This is a genomic window from Candidatus Accumulibacter phosphatis (assembly GCF_012939955.1).
In the GTDB taxonomy this organism is placed as follows: domain Bacteria; phylum Pseudomonadota; class Gammaproteobacteria; order Burkholderiales; family Rhodocyclaceae; genus Accumulibacter; species Accumulibacter delftensis.
On the sequence record NZ_SPMY01000030.1, the window covers coordinates 1 to 18089 of the forward strand.

13 protein-coding genes and 2 pseudogenes are annotated in these 18089 nt (G+C 62.9%); 11 read left to right on the top strand and 4 right to left on the bottom strand.

Annotation, left to right across the window (positions count from 1 at the left end; translation table 11 throughout):
• Positions 1-91: 91 nt before the first annotated feature.
• The 5 genes from E4Q23_RS11355 (at position 92) to E4Q23_RS11375 (ending at position 5569) form a co-directional block, all read left to right on the top strand.
• Positions 92-553, top strand: a complete 462-nt coding sequence (locus E4Q23_RS11355) for a YccF domain-containing protein (protein ID WP_169066743.1) — start codon at positions 92-94, stop codon at positions 551-553.
• 290 nt (positions 554-843) lie between these two features.
• A complete protein-coding gene (locus E4Q23_RS11360; protein WP_169066744.1) occupies positions 844-1002 on the top strand; it encodes a hypothetical protein in 159 nt (52 codons plus the stop codon).
• Between the two features lie 71 nt (positions 1003-1073).
• Positions 1074-1580, top strand: a complete 507-nt coding sequence (locus E4Q23_RS11365) for a hypothetical protein (protein ID WP_169066745.1) — start codon at positions 1074-1076, stop codon at positions 1578-1580.
• A gap of 99 nt (positions 1581-1679) precedes the next feature.
• Positions 1680-2909, top strand: a complete 1230-nt coding sequence (locus tag E4Q23_RS11370; protein WP_169066746.1) for a metallophosphoesterase family protein — start codon at positions 1680-1682, stop codon at positions 2907-2909.
• The gene (locus E4Q23_RS11375) at positions 2906-5569 is read left to right on the top strand and encodes an AAA family ATPase (protein WP_169066747.1); all 2664 of its coding nucleotides are present in this window, start codon (positions 2906-2908) and stop codon (positions 5567-5569) included. Before E4Q23_RS11370 ends, E4Q23_RS11375 begins: the two co-directional genes overlap by 4 nt.
• A gap of 61 nt (positions 5570-5630) precedes the next feature.
• Here the strand turns inward: E4Q23_RS11375 and E4Q23_RS11380 are convergent, their stop codons facing one another.
• Positions 5631-5981: a heavy metal-binding domain-containing protein gene (locus E4Q23_RS11380; protein WP_169066748.1), complete on the bottom strand. Its 351-nt coding sequence runs from the start codon at positions 5979-5981 to the stop codon at positions 5631-5633.
• Between the two features lie 661 nt (positions 5982-6642).
• Between E4Q23_RS11380 and E4Q23_RS11385 the strand changes: the two genes are divergently transcribed.
• A complete protein-coding gene (locus E4Q23_RS11385) occupies positions 6643-7317 on the top strand; it encodes a lytic transglycosylase domain-containing protein (RefSeq protein WP_248595390.1) in 675 nt (224 codons plus the stop codon).
• A 364-nt stretch (positions 7318-7681) separates the two neighbouring features.
• On the opposite strand, the gene E4Q23_RS11390 is transcribed toward E4Q23_RS11385, so the two are convergent.
• Together E4Q23_RS11390 and E4Q23_RS11395 are read right to left on the bottom strand one after the other, a co-directional pair.
• Positions 7682-8629: a 2-hydroxyacid dehydrogenase gene (locus E4Q23_RS11390; protein WP_169066749.1), complete on the bottom strand. Its 948-nt coding sequence runs from the start codon at positions 8627-8629 to the stop codon at positions 7682-7684.
• A 509-nt stretch (positions 8630-9138) separates the two neighbouring features.
• On the bottom strand, positions 9139-9369 hold the full coding sequence (locus tag E4Q23_RS11395) for a DUF2789 domain-containing protein (RefSeq protein WP_169066750.1): 231 nt from the start codon (positions 9367-9369) through the stop codon (positions 9139-9141).
• Positions 9370-9837: 468 nt separating this feature from the next.
• Here E4Q23_RS11395 and E4Q23_RS11400 point away from each other — a divergent pair, with 468 nt between their 5' ends.
• On the top strand, positions 9838-10761 hold the full coding sequence (locus E4Q23_RS11400) for an SHOCT domain-containing protein (RefSeq protein WP_169066751.1): 924 nt from the start codon (positions 9838-9840) through the stop codon (positions 10759-10761).
• Between the two features lie 295 nt (positions 10762-11056).
• Here E4Q23_RS11400 and E4Q23_RS23835 read toward each other — a convergent pair.
• A pseudogene (locus E4Q23_RS23835) lies at positions 11057-11742 on the bottom strand (hypothetical protein); the annotation flags it as partial.
• A gap of 174 nt (positions 11743-11916) precedes the next feature.
• On the opposite strand from E4Q23_RS23835, the pseudogene E4Q23_RS11410 reads away from it, so the two are divergent.
• From E4Q23_RS11410 to E4Q23_RS11425, 4 genes and pseudogenes are all read left to right on the top strand, one after another.
• A pseudogene (locus tag E4Q23_RS11410) lies at positions 11917-12153 on the top strand (tyrosine-type recombinase/integrase); the annotation flags it as partial.
• A gap of 213 nt (positions 12154-12366) precedes the next feature.
• Complete coding sequence (locus E4Q23_RS11415; protein WP_169066753.1) at positions 12367-13560, top strand: nuclease-related domain-containing protein; 1194 nt, start codon at positions 12367-12369, stop codon at positions 13558-13560.
• Positions 13545-16295, top strand: a complete 2751-nt coding sequence (locus E4Q23_RS11420; protein WP_169066754.1) for a protein kinase domain-containing protein — start codon at positions 13545-13547, stop codon at positions 16293-16295. Before E4Q23_RS11415 ends, E4Q23_RS11420 begins: the two co-directional genes overlap by 16 nt.
• Positions 16292-18070 carry a hypothetical protein gene (locus tag E4Q23_RS11425; RefSeq protein WP_169066755.1) on the top strand — a complete coding sequence of 593 codons (1779 nt, stop codon included), beginning with the start codon at positions 16292-16294 and terminating at the stop codon, positions 18068-18070. The genes E4Q23_RS11420 and E4Q23_RS11425 overlap by 4 nt, the downstream gene beginning before the upstream one ends.
• Positions 18071-18089: the final 19 nt, after the last annotated feature.

Below are 18089 nucleotides of genomic sequence, written 5' to 3' on the forward strand. Positions count from 1 at the left end.
TTCCTCCTCCCTCCGCCCCCTTCTCCCGCGAGGGAGAAGGGAGTTTCGTGAGTCGCTTGCGCGACTTTCACATTAAGGAAAGGCAAGAGCCATGCGCGCAATCGGGAATCTTCTCTGGTTCATTTTTGGTGGCCTGGTCATGGGCCTCGCCTGGTGGCTCGTTGGCCTGATCGCCCTGCTGACCATCGTCGGCATCCCGTGGGCCAAGGCCGCCTTCGTGATGGGGCAATTCTCCTTCTTTCCCTTCGGCAAGGAAGCGATCAGTCGGCAAGAGCTCCACCAGCAAGAGGACATCGGCACCGGCGCGCTCGGCATGCTTGGCAACGTCATCTGGTTTGTCTTTGCCGGGGTCTGGCTGGCGATTGGCCACCTCACTTCTGCGCTAGCGTGCTTCCTGACAATCATTGGCATTCCGTTCGCCATTCAGCATCTGAAGCTTGCCGGCATTGCGCTGGCGCCGATCGGCAAGACCATCGTCACCACGGAGCTTGCGGACGCGGCGCGGGCGACCCAGGCGAGCGCCACAGTGGCACAGCTTCGCAGCGATGCTTAGGCGATTTCTGTCAAAGAACCTACCATCTAGCTTGTCTTTTCGCCCGTCTTCTGTGTTACGACAACAGTTACACAGTTCGACCATGCGCCTGTTGTCGCGCCTTGAAGCCGACCGAAAATCCGGCGCAATCTGGTACGTTCTTTTCCGGCAATCGCCTTAGAACTTGTCCGGGCTCACCAACGTGCAAACTTAAGCAATCGGCGAAACAGGCCCTTTAGGCGGCGCTCACTACTTTCGCGTCACCATCGCGTTCATACTGCGTCTTTTCTCGACCCTCAAGAGGAATGACCATGACCGTTTGCCCGATTGCCATCGTCGCTGGTTGCCAGAAATGCCCAGCCTTCAAGATCTGCCCGCTCAAGAGCGTACTCGGCGATCAGCCGGGTGCCGGCGAGCAGGGCGCCACGAGCAGTAGCGCAGCCGCGCAGGAAAAGGACGGCAAGAAGTAAGCAGCCGCCGACTGAGCAAGGATAAAAACCTGGCGTCGCACCGCGCTGCCGGCGCGGGATAGAATTCAGCCATGACAGCAAACGACAGCAATGAAGAGAGCGAAGCCGAGCTGCCAACGGCGGTGAATGAGCCGCGCCTGTGGATCAATAATGGCTGGACCGCCCGCGTCATCAAAAACGAAGACGGCGAAGGATGGGCCGTGGAAATGATCAAGGAAGGCGAAGCCGAGCCCGCCCTGGTCGGCCCATGGACCATGGGTCGCGACAAGAAGAATCCGAAACCGCTCGACGTATCGGCGTTCAACACCCTGGTGAAAACCGCGTCGGAAGTCCTCCGCCGCCACGAACAGCAGCTCTACGCGCAGTATCACAAGAGCATCACGATAGACGCCCCTTCCGGGCGAATCAAAGTGACGCTGGACATCGTTCCCGACGAATACGATCCGCATGCCCTGCTCGGCGCCTGTGACGATTTCGGCGAACAAATGGCACAGGTCCGGGTATCGCCTGGCTTCAAGCTCACCATGAGCAGCGCCAGCGCCTGGATCGACAATGACTTCCGCCGACCGGGCGCCTGAGGGCTGGCTTGCCCGCCGCGGCTGCGCGGGGGAGCCATGACCATCGGACTCATCGGCTTGATCAAGCACTCCTCGACCCGTGCCTTCAGGAACACCTGAATGCTCAGACTGTTGCACACCGCCGACTGGCAGATCGGCAAACTCTTCGGACAGTTCGAGCCTGACCAGGCGGCACTGCTCGCCGACGCTCGCTACAAGGCCGTTGAGCGCCTGGCGACACTGGCCAGCGAACAGGCCCTTGACCTGGTGCTGGTCGCCGGTGATGTTTTCGACGCCCAGGGCGTTGCCGACCGGACCATCCACCGCCTGTTCAACGCCCTGGCCGCCTTTTCCGGCCGCTGGGTCATGCTGCCGGGAAACCATGACGCCGCGCTCTCCGAATCGGTGTGGACCCGCGCCGCACGCCTGCACGCGATTCCCGGCAAGGTCACGCTGTGCCTGACGCCCGAGCCCCTGCTTCTGGAAGAGCTTGGCGTCGCGATCCTGCCCGCGCCGCTAACCCAGCGCAACACCTTCAGCGATCTCAGCGAGTGGTTCGCCAGCGCCGAAACGCCGCCGGAAATGCTGCGCATCGGCCTCGCCCATGGCAGCGTCCAGGGAATCCTCGCCGAGGCGATCGACTCGGCCAACCCCATCGCCGCCGGCCGCGCCGAACAGGCGGGGCTCGACTACCTGGCCCTCGGCGACTGGCATGGCACCCGCCAGGTGGACGCACGCACCTGGTACAGCGGCACGCCGGAGAGCGATCGCTTCCGCGCCAACCAGTCCGGTCAGGCGCTGCTCGTCGAATTGGCCGGAAGGCAAGCACTACCCGCGGTGACGCCGCTGAACATCGGACGGCATTGCTGGCGATCGGATGCCCTGACGCTGCAGGTGCCAAGCGATGTCGAGCAGGCGCTGCAGCATATTGCGAAATTTTCCACCGACGACGTCGTGCAGCTGAGCCTCTCCGGGCAGACCGACCTGGCCGGCCACCGCCGCCTGCGCAACGCCATTGGCCAAGCCGAGGGCCGCGTGCATAGCCTGCTGGCCGACCTTTCCGCGCTGCGTCTCGAACCAACGGCCGACGACATCGACGCCCTGCAAGCCGACGGCTACCTCGGCGAGGTCGTCGACGAGCTGCGCACGCAGCAAGAGGGAAGCAACGCAGAAGTCGCCCGCGACGCCCTGACGCTGCTGGCCGGAATTCTCGACGAGCGGCGAAGAGACGCTGGAAGAGCGGCCAATGCGGAGGCCAGCGTGGGGGCTAGGGCAGGGACCGCCGCGGATCCCGGCGCAGGCACCAGAGCAGGCGGCCCTGCGGGCATCATTGCTGGCGGCGCCTTGTGAAGCTCAGCCGCATTCGCATCGAACAGTTCCGGCAGTTCCGGCAGGCGCTGGAGATCCGCGATCTCGACGCCGGCATCAACCTTTTCACCGGCGCCAACGAAGCGGGCAAGAGCACCATCGTCGCGGCACTGCGCGCTGCTTTCTTCGAGCGCCACCGCTCCGGAAGCGTCGATGATTTTCGCCCCTGGGGCGATTCGTCGGCATCGCCCAGCGTCGAACTCGATTTCACGCTTGGCCACCAGGATTACCGCCTGACCAAGAGCTTCCTCGGCAAGAAGCGCTGCGAACTGCAAGCCGGTAGCCAACACCTGGATGGTGCCGACGCCGAAGACCACCTCGCCGACTTGCTCGGCTTTCGCTACGCCGGACGTGGCGCCAGTGCCGCCGAACACTGGGGCATCCCGGGCCTGTTATGGATCCCGCAGGGCGGCGCGCAGGAGGTCCGGGAAGCGGTGGCGCATGCCACTGACCATCTGCGCAGCGCCCTGAACGAATCGCTTGGCGAAGTCGCCAGCAGTGGCGGCGACGAAGTGATGGCCACCGTCGAGGCCGCACGCAACGAATTGCTCACTCCGGCGACCGGCGCTGTCCGCGGCATATACGCCGTAGCCATCAGGCACGAAGCCGCTCTGGCAAGCGAGCTTGACGCACTCACCACCGCGATCGCCAGCTACCGTCAGAAGGTCGATAGGCTGAGCTCGCTGCGCCGCGAACACGCGATCGACGAAGACGAGAAGCCCTGGCTGCACTTTCGCAAAGAGCATCAGGCGGCCATCGACAAACTTGCGGCCATCCAGCGCATCGAAGAGACACAAGCCGCCGAGAAGCAGCGCGCCACCCAGATCGATGGGCAGATCAAGCTGCTGCGCGAACAACTCGCCAGTTTCGCCGCCCGCAAGCAAGAAGCCGAGACGCGGGCGACAGCGCTCGAAAAAGCTCGCCAGGAACAGTCGAGCAACGCAGCGCTCGTCGTGCAGTGCTTGGAGAAACGCGTCGAGGCGAGCGTGCGTTACGAGGCTGTGCGCGAGATCTTGCGCCTGGCGCGCCAGGAAGACACGCGCCGCAGTCTGGCGCGAGAGCTCGACGAGATCCGGCAGAAAGCGGCAAGCGCGGCGATCGCTCTGGCCAAGGCCGAGGCCGAACAGACCACCCTGCTCGAACGTCAGCGTCTGGCAGCCGCCGCGGAGATCAGGCCCGCCGACCTTGAAAGTCTGCGCCAGCAGCACCGGCAGATCAGGGAACTGCACATCCACCGGGCCGCTGCCGCAACCCGCCTGCGCTTCACCCTCGACGACGAACGCCGCATGGTGATCGGCGACGAGTCACTCAGCGGCAGCGGCGAACGTCTGCTGCTCGCAGCAACAGAAATTACCCTGCCCGGCTTCGGCAAGCTCGAGATCGCGCCCGGCGGCAGCGACCTCACGCAACTCGGACGCCAGGAAAGCGAACTAAGCGACCGCCAAGCGGCGCTGTTGCAGCGGCTGGGGCTCACTTCTCTGGACGACGCCGAAGCCCGCCAGCAGATCTACAGCGAGCGACTCGGCGAAGTCAAAACAGCCACCGCGACGCTGAAGGCCCTGGCCCCCAAGGGGGGCGACGCGCTGCGCAGCGAACTGGCCAGCCAACAGGCGCGCGGCGGCGACGTCGAAGCCAAGTTGCGCCAACTACCGCCGGCCGTCGACGGCTCCTCCTCCGCCGCCGCCTTGCCATCGGTAGGCGAAGCGGAGGCGGCCGAAGAAGGCGCCGGGAAATCACTGACGCAGATCAGCGAGCAGCTGCACCAGGCGCAGCTCGCCGCAGCCAACGCCCAGACAAACTGTGAATCGGCGGCGCGCGAACTGGCCGCTGCCAGAGCGCTCCTCGATGCCCCCGACCGCGCGGCACGCGAGGCAACAGCGAGTCGTGATCTGGTGGACGCACTCGCCGAGCGGAGCACCCTGACTGCCCGCATTGCCGCCTTGCAGCAGCAGGTCGGCGAAGCGCGGCCGGACATCCTCAAGCAGGATGTCGAACGCTTCGGCAAGAGCGCCGAGCAGCACGAAAAGCGCTTCGGCGAGCGCCGTGACACGCTCTTGCGCCTGGAAGTGGAGTTGCAAGCCGCCGGCGCGCAAGGCCTGGAAGAGCGCAGCGCCAAACTGGCGCGCGATCTGGCGCAAGCGCAGCGCCGCGGCGAAGAACTGCGTCGGCGTGCCAGCGCCCTCGACCATCTCCTGCAACTGCTACGCGACAAACGTCGGGCGCTGACCCGCAAGCTGCAGGCACCGCTGCAAAAACACCTCAACCGCTACCTGCAATTGCTCTTCGCCCAGGCCAGCCTGGAAATCGACGAGAACCTCAGCCCCGGCCCGCTGACCCGCGTAGGCGCCAAGGGCAGCGAGTCGGGCGCCTTCGAAGCGCTGAGCTTCGGCGCCCGCGAACAGATGGGCGTCATCAGCCGCCTGGCCTACGCCGACCTGCTGCAGGAAGCCGGCCGCCCGACACTGATCATCCTCGACGACGCCCTGGTGCACAGCGACGACGAGCGCCTGGCGCAGATGAAACGGGTCTTGTTCGACGCTGCGACGCGGCACCAGATCCTGCTGTTCACTTGTCATCCCGCGAACTGGCGCGACCTTGGGGTCGGAGCCAGGTCGCTGGAGACGCTCCGGGCGGCGTGCTGAGGAAGCGAGAGGAGCAAGGCCGTGGCTACCGACGAGGCCGCTGCGGCAACCTTGCACCCGCTCAAGCGATGCGCACCGCCGTTCCGCTGACCGCCACCATCAACATTCCGTTGGTCTCGCCAAGCACTTCGTAATCAAAGTCCAGTCCGACAACGCCGTTGGCGCCCATCTCCTTGGCGGCCTCGATCATGTCTTCCAGCGCCGCATCGCGGGCGCCGGAAAGGGCGCGCTCGTAGCCACCGGCACGACCACCCACCACGTCGCGAACCGACGAGAACAAATCCCTGAAAATGTTGGCGCCGATGATCGCCTCGCCATTCACGACACCCAGGTATTTCTCGATGCGCATACTGTCCGTTGCCGGCACCGTCACGAGTAAGAAATCCTTGTCCGCCTTCGAAAACCAGCCCATGCTGCCTCCTTGGTCAATCCTGCGTTGTTGAATCGATAGCGGAGAAAGCCTCACGGCCTCCGCGCACCCCTTGTCGCCGGAGGAGTGGGATAGGTATCCGGCGCTTCCACTATTGGCCAGCGGAGTCACGGAGGAAGGGACTCACCTCTGACCCCGCGACACTCTTCCGCGGTTCTGCTCGAAGCTGCGGATGGTATGACCTGCCCTCATGTAATGTAATGTACCCCAAATCGGCGGCCGATCTCGAGCATCGCCGCTCGCCACGGGAAGTCACGCTGGTCGCAGAAGCAGCCTCGGCAGAGCAGCTCGTGACCGAGGGCGAATCATGCCTTGTGGCGCGGAACCCTGTCCGCATGGCGGTCGGCGCGGCCCAGGAAGGGTCAATGGCGACGGAAATTGAGCCTGCCCGGCTTCTTTTCAAGAGCAGTCCACAGCGCTGCGCTTGCCTGCTCTGGCTGCTTGCGCGCTATCATGGTGCGCTCCGCAGGCCTTCTGCCGCGACAATCATGCGCCGCATGGCAGTCGGCAGCCGCACGAACGGCGTGGCGCGAAGGCTACGACAAGGCAGGTAGCTAGCGAATGCAGATTCTCGGTTTTCTTCTCGGGCTTGCCCTCAGCCTCGTTTCGGCGGGCGTCCAAGCCAACATCTATGGTTACGTCGATGAGCATGGCGTGGCGCATCTTGCCACCGAAAAAAATCGACGCTCGCTATAAACTGTTCGCGCGCGGCGATGCACTACAGTCGTCTTCCTCGCCGGTAATGGACGCCGAAAGACGCGCGCTGCTGCGCTATTTGTCCCGACATCCCAATCTGAAGAAATTCGAGCCTTTCCTGAAAGCGGCGAGCAAGGAATTCGCTGTCGATACCGCCTTGCTCAAGGCAGTCATGGCGGCCGAATCGGGTTTCGATCCCGCTGCGATTTCCCCCAAGGGAGCCATTGGCCTGATGCAAATCATGCCTGCCACTGCCGAGCGCTATGGCTTGCGCGCTGACCAGCAGAAGACCATTGCAGAAAAGCTGACCGACCCGGGAACCAATATCCGTTTGGGCGCGCGCTACCTGCGTGACCTGCAGCGCATGTTTCCAGATCAGCAAGACCTGGTGCTGGCTTCGTACAATGCCGGCGAAGGCGCCGTCCAGCAGTACAAGAACACCATTCCGCCGTACCCGGAAACTCGCAATTACGTGCAACTGGTCACGCAGATCTATCAGTGGTATCAACCCACGCCAGCGACACCAAGACTAAAAGCCAGCGTCTTCAGCACGGGAGTCAAGAGCAAGCGCCTGTCCATGACCATTCCCGCAAAAGGCGCGAAAGAAAACAAGGTCGACTAAATCAGGGCGGCGCTTCATGGCGCGCGGAACCAGGCAAGTTTGCCAATTTTGCCAAGCTGTCGCAGCTTTCGACACGGGCGATGCCCATTGAGCGCCTGTCCTCTAACCTACCCGCTGCTTGGCGGTTCGCCCTGCTCGCAGTTCGCCTTCCGGAAGCAGTTCTTCTTTCCCCTTTCTCCGCGGACAGCCCAAGCTGGCCAACAAATGGCGGCCAGTCACTTTTTCGAGAAGCCCGGACCAAAACAGGCAAAAAGCAAGACCTGACCCTGCGAGTGCACTACTGCGAGTGCACCGCGAATGCATATCACCGCCAGCCACAAGCGAGCGAAGCCAGAGCGAGCGGCCTTCCTGAGCACACGGCCATTCAATACCCGCGCACGGCGTCGACAGACGCTGGAAGTTCGCCGGTGTCACGATAGCGGCGAATGTTGTCCGCCACGATCCGTGACGCTGTTTCCCGATCCGTCTGAGCCGAACAGTGCGGCAAGACGGTGACCCGGGGATGTCGCCACTGCCATTGATCTGTCGGTAGCGGTTCGCGCGCGAAGACATCCAAAACCACATGTTCAAGCCGTCCGCTGTCCAGAACCGCGCGCAAATCCTCATCGACGATAATCGGTCCGCGGGCAAAGTTGATCAGTGAGGCCCCGGTTGGCAATCGCGCCAGGCGATCCGCGCTGAGCAAGCCTCGAGTTTCGAGGGTGAGCGGCAACAGGCAAATCAGGATGTCGGTCCTGGCGAGCATCCCCGCAAGCCCGGCGTCGCCAGCAAAGCATTCGACGCCGGGCAGAAATCTCTGCTGCCGACTCCAGCCGCAGACCTTGAAGCCGGCGGCCAGCAGGCGTTCGGCGCTGGCTGATCCCAGGGCGCCCAGGCCAAGCAGGCCCAGGGTTCGCTGTTGAGGCCGGATATAGGGGCGTGGCTGCCAGAGTTGTTGTGCTTGTTGCCGCGCATAGGCGGGCATTTCCCGGTGCAGGAAAAGGCTCCAGGCCAGGACGGCTTCGGCCATGGTCGCAGCCAGTTGCGGGTCAAGCAGGCGGACGATATGCAGCCGGGAGTTCTCCGGATCGGCAAGCAGGCGCTCGACCCCCGCCCAGACGCTATGCACCCAGCACAATCTTGGCAGCCGGCGCAGATCAGCCGGGTCAGGGTTGGCGACAATGGCCAGCCTTGCCTCGCTCCTGGCCTCTTCGTTCAAGTCCTTGAAGGTGACGATGCGTTCGTCCGGCATCGCAGCCCGCAACGCACCTACCCACTCCGCGGCTTCCGGCGACTCGTTGGCGGCAAGGAAAGGGATGGGTGCATTGGACATTCTTGCGGCATCGCTCCTGCGGGAAAACCAGCCTATCAAGCGGCAACGGCTACGCGGCCCTGTCGGGCTTGCTGAAAGCCCCGTCAGGCATGGTGAATGGAGAATAGTGAACGGAGAACACGGCTCCACACCAGCCCCCAGGTCATTGCGAGGAGGCGCAGCCGACGTGGCAATCCAGTTCCATGCCCTCACTATTTCCCGCCGCATTGACATAGTGGCAACGCGAAAAGCCAAACCGCCGGATTGCCACGTCGGCTGCGCCTCCTGGCAATGACGGGGGGGCGGGAGAGGGTTGCCAAAAGTGTCATCAAGAAGGCAAAACTACAGTAGCGGCGCGATTACGCTTCTTGCCCCGGCAGGCTTTGGTCTCGCGCGAATGACAGGGCCTAACGGTCGTGACATGTCGCGATACGCCAGATCATGAAAGTGATGACCGTCTTCCCTCTTTCCCAGCCCTTCTCCCGCAAGGGGCGAAGGGAGATTGGTGAGTCGCGCAGGCAACTTTCATATCAACGCAGCCTGCCATTCAGTTCATCGATCACCCCTGCCCAATCGGCATCCTCGATGATCTCCTCCTTCAGAAAGCTTCGCTGCGAATCCGTCCAGAATGAGGCACGGTAAAGAGCAATCTCATTCCCCAAGGGGCGGTGGCGGCTGATGAATTCTTCGATGGCAGCTGGATCGGCGGGAAGCCCGAGCTGTGCGAAGAGATTGCTCATGGTGTGCAGGTTAGCGTCCATCCGATACCTCCTGTTAGTGTGAAAGTCGCGCAAGCGACTCACGAAATTCCCTTCTCGCCTCGCGGGAGAAGGGTCGGGGAAGAGGGCGAAACGGTCATGACTTTCATGATCCGGGGTATCTCGACATGTCATGACCGTTAGTGTGTCGCCAGGGCTGAAAGCCAGCGAACAATGAGACGGGATCGGGACCAAACAGTTCCAATATTGCGCGCCAACCGGGCCGGCGGAAAGCTGAGCGTTCTGTCGTCGCGGCTGAAGCGGTTCGACTTGCAAGGCGCGTTCCCCTGCGCCCGTTATGCACCGGCGGACGAGCGAGCGATTGCGCAGCTCATGGGGATCGGCGTAAACTCGCGTTCCGCCGTTCCCACGGCACCACCAGTACCCGCGCATTCGCCTGAGCTGCCCCTGCACTCGGCTCGCTCCGTCCAGGCATGTTCAGCGGTGTCGGTTGCAAGATCAAGGCTCAGCATGCGACAACTTTCCCCCAGCGGCCAGCAGGCCATCGACAATATTGCCCAGCGCCATGGCTTCAGCGCCAACGCCGTGCACAGCATGCTCGAGTCGGTGATCAACGGCAACGGCAGCATGGCGCAATTCTCTCATCCCGAATTCTCCGGCTCCGGTCAATGGATGCGTGGCGGCATGATCATGGTCTCGGACATGTTCGACAACTATCTCAAAGGGCGCATTGGCGGGCTGTGCGACGAACTGTCGAACCTGGTCGCCAGCCAGCCGGACCTGATTCGCAGTGGCAGCTTCCAGTCGCAAAGCCAGGGCAACCAGGGCGGCTACAACGCGGGGCAAGCACAGTGCAATTTCGGCGGCGGGCAGCAACAGCAGAGCGGCGCGGGGCCAATTGGAGCGGTCAGCCTGTTCGTACCGCCCGCGCCCGGCAGCTCTGGCGAATGGTGGCCGGGCGAGCTGCGCAGCCCGAGCAGCACGGGTGCGCAGAACGGTGTTCGCTATGCCTACTTCGCGCAGGCGCGGCGCCTGGCCATCGATGTCGGCGGCACGGTCACCGTCTATGACACGCTCGACCACCAGATCGGCGGCTTCTCGCAGCAGCAATCGGTCGGTGGCACGCTGAGCTTCAGCAGCCAGTATGGGCTGATCGACGTCGCGAGCCTGCCGGTAGTCTTGCCGACCGAACAGCCGCCGGGATCGCCTTCCGCGCCGATACCATCGCTACCATCGATACCAACGACACCATTGACGCCACCGGCAGCGCCCGTTCATCAGGAGAGCAAGGCGTCGCAGGCAGCCATGCCAGCAATGGGTAAGGAACAGGATATCTTCGCGGTAATCGAGAAGCTTGCCGACCTCCGGGCCAAGGGGATCCTCAGCGACGAAGAGTTCTCGGCCAAGAAAACAGAATTGCTGAGCCGACTATGATCCCGCTCGTGCGCCCGGCGCTACTGGAGCCGCTGCGCGACAAGGCGGCTGAGCAGGCTTCATTCTTGACTGCAGCCCCTTGACGGCAGAGCCGCCTCAAGAGGGGAGCGGTTGCTTGGAATCAGCAGGCGGGCTGGCGTGTGCCGCGCGAGAAGATTCGAACGCCCCCTTGACCAGGCTCGGCGAGTGGGCAAGCCCGTGGCTGCCGCCCATTGCCCGCCGGTCATCTCTGTAGAGCGGCTGGCTTCTATTCCGCCTGTACGTCCGAATGAACGTGGTCGCACAATTCCGGCTCCTACTGCCCCGTTTGCGTCTGCTCGTCGACCATCTGATCCTGGACCATCTGCTCGTCGACACGCGGGTAAAGCGCTGCCGCCTGCGGCGAACTGCTGGTGCTGTCAGGCATCACGACATGGTGTAGCGGCGCGTCCGCCACCTCGTGCTGACCCGGCACAGCTGCACAGGCCACGCGACGATTACTGCGCGACCACAGCGGCGGCTCTGGCAATACGGCCAGCGGCAGCGAGGCCAGCGCCAACAGCATACTGCCGCGCCCGATCAACCAGACCCGGCCGTACCGATCCGACAGTCTGCCAGGGGGCCACTTGACCAGCATGCCACCCGAAATGCGCCTTTACATGACAAGCCACCAGTTCCGTGAACAGCTTTATACGCTTCTCGTACAGCGGCGCCGTGTGGCGAGCGGCGGGGTACAAATTGCGGGTCAGGGCAACCGGCTCCAAGCACAGCGAAAAGCATAAAGCCACCAACATCAGCAGCTCGATACCAAGCATCCGGGGATGCGACCAGCACCAGGCGCCCCAAAACCAGGCCAAGATAAGAAGCCGCCATGTACCCGGAAAACGCCTGGCCAGGCTGATCGACACTGGACTCCTCGTTGAGCCAGCTTTCGATCACCATGTACTGGCACATCATGCACGTGACGACGAGCGTGCGCAGCGGCAACCACACCGGCAACCAAGCCTTGATGTACCGAAAATTGCCAATCCGATCCGCCTGGACAGTTCATCCCCGCGCCTGCGGGGAGCGCCTCATTGACGTAGCTGTAGGCCACCGGCCGCCTGCTCGAAAACGCCGATGAAAGCCTGCTGGCGATGCGACCAGGCCATGTACGAGTTCTTCTACTCCTCCGGCCTGCGCCTGGCACGACGCGGCCTGGCGCAAGCCCTGCCGGCACGGGTCCACCCGCACATGCTGCGCCACTCCTTTGCCTCGCATGTCCTGCAATCGGCGGGGGACTTACGCGCGGTCCAGGAAATGCTCGATCACGCCAGCATCGCCTCGACGCAGGTCTACACGCACCTCGACTTCCAGCACCTGGCCGCGGCCTACGACAAGGCGCATCCGCGCGCGAAGCGGAAGACGGATTAGTGCCGACCGTCCGAAAGCGACCTTAGCGAAGCAATACTGAGCGGGGAGTCGGCGGGAGGCCGCGCCTTTGCCGCGAAAGGAGGTGCCGCAGATACATCGCCCTGCTCAGTGGAGCAATGCTGCTCTTGCCCGACGAACAAGGCTCCCTGTTTTTTTCTGTCCGTCCACTTCCCGCTAACGCCACCGCTTACAATCCATCCGGGTTGAGTACCAATGTTTCCGGAGGCGGTATGGCAACATCAGGCTTCAGACACATTCCCTGCGGAGCGCCGGTCAACGCGAGCGAGGGGCTCGCAATCGAAAAAAGTCAAGAGCAAGCTACAAGGCCTCCAAGGCCCTTGGGTGCTGCTCTCCAATATCAGCCATTCCAGCCATGCCATGCGCCTTTCCGACGAGATCGATCAGGTCGTCATCGGCCCTCAGGGGGTGTTCGTGGTTGAGGTCAAGCATTGGGACTCGGCTTGGCTCAGGCAGAACCCTCATGTCGCCGAGGGCGAAGCCGATCGCATCAACGACAAGGCCAAGCGTGTCGCCGGGAAACTGAAAACCGCCTTCGATCCCGGCTTCGTCGCTCCTCGCTTCTTGCTCACACGCGGCGGAAAAGGCATGCAGGCAGGACAGCGCATCAATGTGCGTGGCGTTCAGGTATTTGGGCTCAGCGAGTTGCATGATCTGGTCAATGCCGATGGGGCCTCGCAATTGGCTCCCGAGAACATCGAACGTGCCGCCTTGCTCCTGGAACCGGCAGCGCGGGTCGCGCTGACCGGCGACCTGCGCAGCTTCGCCGGGCTGATCAATCTGGAGCGCTTACCAACGCCAGATGCCCCATTCCACCGCACCTATCGCGGCCAGCATCCCACCCGGCGCGACAAGGTGATCCTGCATCTCTATGACCTTTCCGCCACTGACGAAAAAGACGCAGAGAACCGCGCCCGGCGTGAGTATGAAGTCCTGCAGCAGTGGCAGAAGTCGCCCTACCTGCCCAGTTTGCTTGATTCGTTTCAGGAGGCCGAACGTTTTCCTGGCGAGTTGTATTGGTTTTCTCTGATTGATCCCGCCGCCCCCACACTTGCCCATCGCGCGGAGGATCCGGATTGGAGTCTCAATGACCGATTGCGCTACGCGCGCGAAGCGCTCTTGGCTCTGGGCAAATTTCATCAGCCTGACGACCAAGGGCTGCAGCGTATCCTTCATCGCCACATCACTCCGCGCACCTGCGGGTCCGTCACAACGGCTGCCCTCTGTTTACGGATTTCAGCCTGGCCCGCCTTGATCAGGCGCGGACCATTTCGGTGGCCCGCATGGACTTCGGCGAGGACACTCGGTTTGTTGCTCCGGAAGTCCGTCAAGGCGGGTTGGGTGCTGCGGACGCCCGCTCAGACGTGTTTGCCTTGTGTGCCAGCCTGATGACGCTGTTCCCGCCGGACGAGCCCCGTGCCCGGGATACGCGTGAATTCCTTGAGCAAGGCTGTGCTCTGAATCCCGAGGGACGCGAGTCACTTGCCGAACTGGCGTCTGTGCTGGAACGAAATACCGCGCCACTTGCCAAGCCAAAGCCCGAACTTCCAGCGCCAGAATACTGGGACGAAGACACGGTAGTGCCTTTCCAGCGCGCCCAGTTCAAGATCATCAGTCGTCTTGGGCGTGGCGGCATCGGCCAGACCTTCAAAGTCATCGAGGTGGATGCACAGTCCGATGAAGTCTATGGAAGCTACGTCGCAAAACTGATCCATCACCAGAGCGATGCCGAACTCGCCTTGCGCGCCTATCGAAAAGCGCGCGCTTATACCGTTCACCCGCACCTTTCCGCCATCCACGAAATCGCCCCCGAGTGGCAGCCAAACCGCTTCGTCGCCTTGATGAAATGGGTGGAAGGCATGCCGTTGTCAGATCTTGCCGGCGTACTCGCCTTGCATGCTGAAGAGTTGGGCGAAACCAGTCTGCAAGACTTGCTGCTACGTTGGTTGCGCGATCTAAGCAACGCCCTTTGGGCACTGCATCAGGTTGGTCTGGTGCATGGCGACGTCAGCCCGCGTAACATCATCGTCCAGGGTGGGGAAGTGGTGCTCACTGATTACGACACGGTCACTGAAAGCGGCAGCCAGGTACGCAGCCGAAATCCCTTGTACGCCAGCCATGGCGTCGAAAGCACGGCTTCGATTCAGCCAGGCGATGATCTTTTCGCCTTGGCCGCCAGTTTCTTCCATGTGCTGTTCGACAAGACTCCCTTTGACTTCGCTGGGCAGCGCATCAAGAACCGCGGTCTGAATTGGGAAGACGTGGAAATCACCGGGGTCGAGCAAGCAATGGAGTTCATGAGGCGCGCGACCACGCCCATCGAGGGCGAACGATTCGAAGACGCCCGCGCGGCACTCTCGTTTCTCGCGGGAGCGACTACCCGGGAAGTCGGCGACCTGCCGGTCACGCCGACGTTCTCCGCCAACACGGCACCGAGGCTGGCCGAACTGCTCTCGGCCTACCCCGGCTCGCGCCATGGGAACAGCGAAACGCGCGGCCTCGACTCCGTCTTCGCTGCTAGCACCTACGTGGAAACACGTCTGGATGAGGTTCTGCGGCAGGAGATCGAAGACGATCGGGTCAAACTCGCGATCCTTTTTGGCAATGCCGGCGACGGCAAAACGGCGTTCCTGCAACATCTGCTGGCGGCCTTGGGTATGCCGGATGTCCACTCTTCGCAGCGCGTGCAGGAACGGCGTCTGCTTGATGGGCGCATGTTGAAAGTCAATCTCGACGGCTCAGCTGCGTGGCGGGGTCAGTCGGCCAACGCGCTGCTCGACCAATTTTTCCAGCCCTGTCATGAGCTGGGTTTCGATGGCGCCGCACGCCATCCGCGGATTCTCGCGATCAACAGTGGCAAGCTGCTCGAATGGCTGGATACCCAGGAGGATACGCCGCTGAGCGAACAACTCTCCGCGGCCCTGTTCAAGAACGAAGAGGACGATCACGCGGTGATCGATCCGCGCATTCGCCTGATTGACCTCAACCAGCGTTCCCTGGTGGGAGGAATTGCCGATGGCGCGCTGCGCGTTGAGTTCCTCAATGCCCTGCTGGACCGCTTTCTTGGCGTTAGCCAGGATCCGGATCCCTGGGCGCGCTGCGCCAGCTGCACCGCCCAACACCGTTGCACCGCCAGGTATTCGGTGCGGACATTGCGCGACCTGGGTACCGGCCCACGCCTGCGGGCCCGAATGGCGGATGTACTGCAAGCCGCTCATCTGCGCGGCGAAGTCCATATTACGGCGCGCGAACTGCGGGCGGCGCTGGCCTTCATCTTCTTTGGCGTGCATGACTGCAGCGAACTCCATGCCGAACCGGAATTGACGCCACCCCGCTATTGGGATCGCGCGTTTGCCGCCGACGCGCCGCAACGGCAAGGCGAGCTGCTCTCGGAACTCGCCCGTTTCGACCCGGCGCTGGACAGCAATCCCTTACTCGACCGGCACCTGCTCAGGGAGACCCCGCATGGCCCGGACGACATCGCCGCCGCGCTGGCCTCTGCCCGTCGCCGCGCGTGGTTCGAGTGGGATCATGCTTGCTACGCGGCATTGCAGCTTCCCATCGATGCCCTGCCTTTGTTCGGTGGCCAGCATCTGGATCGTTTCCGCCGTGTGCCGCTGATGAACGAGGACGAGCGCGCTGACCTCTGCCGTGAACTGTGTCTGGGCATCGCCCGGCTGGAGGACCTGCCCGAGGCCGCGTTCTCTCGCGAGGCTGGCCTGCCGCTGCGCATCCAGCCGCGAACCCCCACTGAAAGTGCCTTCTGGGTGGTCAAGCCCTGGGAGCGCTTCCGTCTGGAAGCGCGCCTGCCTCCTACCGCTGAAGGCCTGGAAAGCCTGCATACCCATCTGCTGCTGATCTATGGCTACGCGGCGGGTGGCGAAGAGCGCTTGCCAATAGGCCTGGAACTTTTCCACCTGCTGCTGGCGCTGAAAGATGGCGCTCAGCTATCCGGAGCCGGGCAGGAGGGCGTGTTCGCCCACCTTGAAATCTTCACTCAGCGCCTGGCGCAGGAAGACGCGCGCGAATTGCACGGCTGGCACCCCGGCGATGAAGCCGGCATGTTCCGGGTTCGCGTGGAGGCGCGGGATGGGAGGCAGATACTGGTGAGAGAAGCCGCGTGAACGCCAAGACCATCGTCGAGAATGTGCTGACTCCGGCGCGCGCCAGGGCTTTATGGAGCGCCAACTATCTCCCGGCGCTGCCTTTCACCCCGCAGCACTTCGAGGTGGGGAGCCTGTTGCCAGCCATGCTGTACATGGCGCGCTGGGGTCAGCGCCGAGGCAGAGGCCACTTCGTTGAGGCCTTCGGGCGGCAGGATTCCCAGGGCAGTCGACAGTCGCCCCGGCTGGTCGATGTTGCCAATGGTTTGCTGACTCGCGCTGGCGGCGATTTTGATGGCTTTGCCGACAACTGCGGCCCGGCCATGCTGGCCGATCTGCTGCTCAGCTATTGCCTGGAGAACAAGCAGCATGACCTGGGGCATGAGGAGGTGGTGCAGCGGATTTTCCCAACGCATTATCTGGCGAGTTGGATCGACTTGCCTGAAAAGGTGGCCGATTTACGTGGTGTCCCGGAACTACTGACCACGCTGCTGGCATGGCAGGACCGGGGCGAAGCACTTGTGCCAGAAGCTAGCCGGAGCCGTTTCCCGGTAGGCGTCGGTTTCGCCGAGAATCACTTGCTGAAGCAGTTTGCCCGGCACATGTCGGTGCATGGTTCCGCTGCAAACCTGGGCTCCGACCATTTTCAGGAGGGGACGGCGGACGACCTCGGCGTGGACGAACTGCTGGCGGTACGTCTGGCCCAGACCTGCGGCCATGCGCCTGATAGACTGAGGGGTAGGGAGCAGTCGCAGATCGCCAATCGCTGGCCCATCGCCAAAGCTGCCGCCAAATGCCTGCGCGGGGATCTGGCGACCTTCATCGAGGTCTATGGTATGGCCCTGCCGCGCCAGGCCTTTTTGCCCATGCTCGAAGCGGGTATTGGCCTTGGCATGGTCAACCTGCTGTTGTCCACGGCAGTGTGCTTGTCCGAATGGGAGCGCACCGGCGGCATACCGAAGGAACAGACGCCGATGCCCTTGTTGGTGGACTGTTCGCACGGACTGGACAGCAAGCTGCGCAACGCCTCGGAAGCAGCAATGAGTGAATGCCAGGCCCGCTACGAGCGCCTGCCGGTGCTGATGATGCTGGCGCGCCTACTGGATGATCGAGTCAGCCACCATTCCAGGCTGAAGAATGAACTCCCGCGGCGGCAGCCCGATCCGACAGCCTGGTTGAATCTGCTTGGCGACATTTATCACGAACGGCATGAGCGGGCGGAGTCGATCAGGGAAAGACTCGACGAAGATTGCATCGGTCTGGCCAATAATCTGGAACAGACGGATGAGGCGCTGGAGGTGGCGCGGGCGCTGCGTAACGACCAGAACCATCCAGCCTTGCGCTTGGCGGAAGCTTTGGTTGAGTTGCACGGGCATCACCAACAGGGAGGCCAATTCGTGAGGGTGTTGGATAGCAGCCTGATGCCCAACCGCCCCAATGGCATTGCCTTCAAACGCCGCGTCTCGCGCAGCGAAGCCGGCACCAGGAAGGCGGTAGACCTACGTTCGATTGTCCTCTCCAACGCGCTACTGGATTTTCTCGTCCATCGCCATCTGCGCAAGGACGCCGAAGGCAAATCCGCGCGCCCGCTCACCCTGCCCAGGTTCCTCGACATCCTGCGCGACCACTACGGCCTTCATGTGGACCGCGAACCCCCGGGGATGTCCGTTCCCCAGGACCTGCTGCGTGCCAACAAGCAGTGCCTGGAAAGGCGACTGCGCGACCTTGGGCTGCTGGTCGGGGTGAACGACGCGGAGTCGATGAAGCGATTGCGCGCACGGTTTGATGTAGCATGAACGGCTTCAATCGTATCGA

Coding starts and splice junctions, on each gene's coding strand:
- E4Q23_RS11355 (WP_169066743.1), top strand. CDS start 92: ATGCGCGCAATCGGGAATCTTCTCTGGTTCATTTTTGGTGGCCTGGTC.
- E4Q23_RS11360 (WP_169066744.1), top strand. CDS start 844: ATGACCGTTTGCCCGATTGCCATCGTCGCTGGTTGCCAGAAATGCCCA.
- E4Q23_RS11365 (WP_169066745.1), top strand. CDS start 1,074: ATGACAGCAAACGACAGCAATGAAGAGAGCGAAGCCGAGCTGCCAACG.
- E4Q23_RS11370 (WP_169066746.1), top strand. CDS start 1,680: ATGCTCAGACTGTTGCACACCGCCGACTGGCAGATCGGCAAACTCTTC.
- E4Q23_RS11380 (WP_169066748.1), bottom strand. CDS start 5,981: ATGGGCTGGTTTTCGAAGGCGGACAAGGATTTCTTACTCGTGACGGTG.
- E4Q23_RS11385 (WP_248595390.1), top strand. CDS start 6,643: ATGAGCATGGCGTGGCGCATCTTGCCACCGAAAAAAATCGACGCTCGC.
- E4Q23_RS11390 (WP_169066749.1), bottom strand. CDS start 8,629: ATGTCCAATGCACCCATCCCTTTCCTTGCCGCCAACGAGTCGCCGGAA.
- E4Q23_RS11395 (WP_169066750.1), bottom strand. CDS start 9,369: ATGGACGCTAACCTGCACACCATGAGCAATCTCTTCGCACAGCTCGGG.
- E4Q23_RS11400 (WP_169066751.1), top strand. CDS start 9,838: ATGCGACAACTTTCCCCCAGCGGCCAGCAGGCCATCGACAATATTGCC.
- E4Q23_RS11415 (WP_169066753.1), top strand. CDS start 12,367: ATGTTTCCGGAGGCGGTATGGCAACATCAGGCTTCAGACACATTCCCT.